Consider the following 2421-nt stretch of genomic DNA (forward strand, 5'->3'; position numbering starts at 1 on the left):
ATCGGAACCACGACCACGCTGCTGAACAACTAAACCGGTGATCTCCTTAAACTGTCGCATCGCTTCACACAACTGCTTTAGCCATTCTTCATCCACGGCTTTATACAACCGAATGACCGCATAAGGCGGCAGCCAATCGATGACCAGATCCTCTAAGCCTTCGTAGCAATGACCACGGCCATGAAACAATCGACGCGTTTCTGAACCTGCGTCGGTTAACTGATGCTGTATAGAGTCTAATATGCGCTGCATGGGAATCGTGCCACAAAAAGTGGCGATTATAGTGCGCGTATTAGGCGACCACCAGTCCGATAGTCAAAACCTGCACGGTAAAACTTGAAACTTGTTGCCAATGCCTATATCTAACTGGTCTATAACTTCTAATAACCAGATAACCCAACAACTGGAAACCTTAAATACCATGATGCGGATAGCGCTTTTTCTAGCGACAAACATAGCCATTCTGATCGTAGCCAGTATCACCATGAGCCTGCTGGGTGTGAATACCAACAGCCTGTCCGGCCTGCTGATTATGTGTGCGATGTTCGGTTTTGGTGGTTCAATGATTTCACTGTTCATCTCTAAATGGATGGCAAAGAAATCAACCGGAACTCAGATTATCGAACAGGCCAGCAACGCCGACGAACAATGGCTGCTGGATACTGTGGCAGAACTGTCTCAGCAGGCAGGTATCAAGATGCCTGAAGTTGGCATTTTCCCAGCGCAACAAGCAAACGCATTTGCAACAGGCTGGAATAAAAATGACGCATTGGTTGCCGTTAGCCTTGGCCTCCTACAACGCTTCCGCCCGGAAGAAGTACGCGCCGTATTGGCTCACGAAATCGGCCACGTTGCTAACGGCGACATGGTCACGCTTTCGTTGGTACAGGGCGTGGTAAACACCTTTGTTATGTTCTTTGCCCGTATCGCGGCATCCGTCGTTGATAACTTCCTGAGCAGTGATGAAGAGGAAGGGGAAAGCGGTCACGGTATTGGTTATTTCATCACAGTGATTGTATTTGAGATCCTGTTCGGCATTCTGGCATCCATTGTAGTTTCCTGGTTCTCGCGCTACCGCGAGTATCGTGCTGACGAAGCAGGTGCAAACCTCTCGAGCAATCATGCGATGATCGGCGCCCTGCAACGCCTGAAAGCGGAATCTGAAATGCCTGACCAGATGCCTGATTCAATGACCGCTTTCGGCATCAGCAGCCACCTGAAAAGCGGCTTTATGAGCCTGCTGGCAAGCCACCCACCTCTGGATGATCGTATTGCCGCACTGCAAAAGCGCGGTTAAATTCCAATATAAAAAAGGGCCTGAGTTCAGGCCCTTTTTTGATACAGATCCACAATCTTACACACAACCTCATCAGCCATCGCTATTGCTGTCTATACTCCCTTTAAAAGGGATCAGACCGATGGCCAACTTCAAATACATTAAGATCGTTTCGCTTTTCTCAAGCCTGTTTTTGACGACATCCATGGCTATCGGAGGAGACGACAACACACCGCCCGATGTATTGAACGCTTGCAGCCAATGCCACCAGCATACGGGCAATGCCGCCATTCCCGGCTGGCCTCCACTCAATACGATGACAAAGCAGCAAATTGTCAGCAAACTCAAAGGACATCGCGAACAGATCGTTCCCGACAGCATGATGTCGAAAGTGACCTTCGAACTCACTAACCAGCAAATTGAAGACATTGCAGAGTATTACTCCGCACAGGAAGATATCAGCCAACAACCGATTCGGGTGATCTCCCCAGAACAATAATTCAGACTGTATTCTTCCTATTCTTCTAATCACAGTGCAACATCAAACCCACTTTGTGGTCCCTATCCTTGTTACTCGATCTATATTCCTTCGCCAATCGTCATGGAGATCAGATGAAAAAGCTCTTAATCCGCGGTAAAGGCCTGCTGGCTTTAGCAATTGCCGCGATGGTTCTAACCGGATGCGCGACCTCCCTATTTCAACCGAAAGCTCAGATAAACACCGTAGTACTGGCCAATAACAGCAATACAACCGCACACGAGGTGACGATCCTGGTAGAAGCATTTGGCGGGAAGTTTTATTGCGGGACGATTCTGGCGGGTACCCAATGTTCAACGCGCTTCCCAGTACGGGAATACGCAGGTAACCCTGTAACTGTGTCGTGGGTACAAAACGGCATAGCGCATAAGACCGCTCCGTTTGTTGTCCCTGCGGGGGAGAACATCTCTGAGAAACCAATGACGGCCTTACTGTCCCTGATGGCAGACAGCAGCGTGGATGCGAGATTGGAATCTCGCTGATACAGATGTTTTCGCACAGAAAACCAGAAGCAAAAAAGGGCCTGACGATGGCCCTTTTTTAGTATCAACAGAGGATGCGGCTTACAGACCGTTCATCGACTTAAAACGACTAACCAGTGCAACGG

Annotated in this window: 4 protein-coding genes; 3 read left to right on the forward strand and 1 reads right to left on the reverse strand. The window is 48.9% G+C overall.

Going from position 1 to position 2421, the window contains the following annotated elements:
• Positions 1 to 252: class I SAM-dependent methyltransferase (locus ABYW01_RS19410; protein WP_372835999.1), on the reverse strand; the 252-nt coding region annotated here is incomplete at its 3' end.
• 169 nt (positions 253 to 421) lie between these two features.
• Between ABYW01_RS19410 and htpX the strand changes: the two genes are divergently transcribed.
• The 3 genes from htpX (at position 422) to ABYW01_RS19425 (ending at position 2296) form a co-directional block, all read left to right on the forward strand.
• Positions 422 to 1297, forward strand: a complete 876-nt coding sequence (htpX, locus tag ABYW01_RS19415; protein WP_372836001.1) for a protease HtpX — start codon at positions 422 to 424, stop codon at positions 1295 to 1297.
• A 121-nt stretch (positions 1298 to 1418) separates the two neighbouring features.
• Positions 1419 to 1775, forward strand: coding sequence for a cytochrome c (locus ABYW01_RS19420; RefSeq protein ID WP_372836003.1), 357 nt, complete (start codon positions 1419 to 1421; stop codon positions 1773 to 1775).
• A gap of 113 nt (positions 1776 to 1888) precedes the next feature.
• Positions 1889 to 2296, forward strand: a complete 408-nt coding sequence (locus ABYW01_RS19425; protein WP_372836005.1) for a hypothetical protein — start codon at positions 1889 to 1891, stop codon at positions 2294 to 2296.
• The last annotated feature ends 125 nt before the right edge of the window (positions 2297 to 2421 follow it).

Source organism: Pontibacterium sp., assembly GCF_041587635.1.
In the GTDB taxonomy this organism is placed as follows: Bacteria; Pseudomonadota; Gammaproteobacteria; order Pseudomonadales; family Balneatricaceae; genus Pontibacterium.

Coding starts and splice junctions, on each gene's coding strand:
- htpX (WP_372836001.1), top strand. CDS start 422: ATGATGCGGATAGCGCTTTTTCTAGCGACAAACATAGCCATTCTGATC.
- ABYW01_RS19420 (WP_372836003.1), top strand. CDS start 1,419: ATGGCCAACTTCAAATACATTAAGATCGTTTCGCTTTTCTCAAGCCTG.
- ABYW01_RS19425 (WP_372836005.1), top strand. CDS start 1,889: ATGAAAAAGCTCTTAATCCGCGGTAAAGGCCTGCTGGCTTTAGCAATT.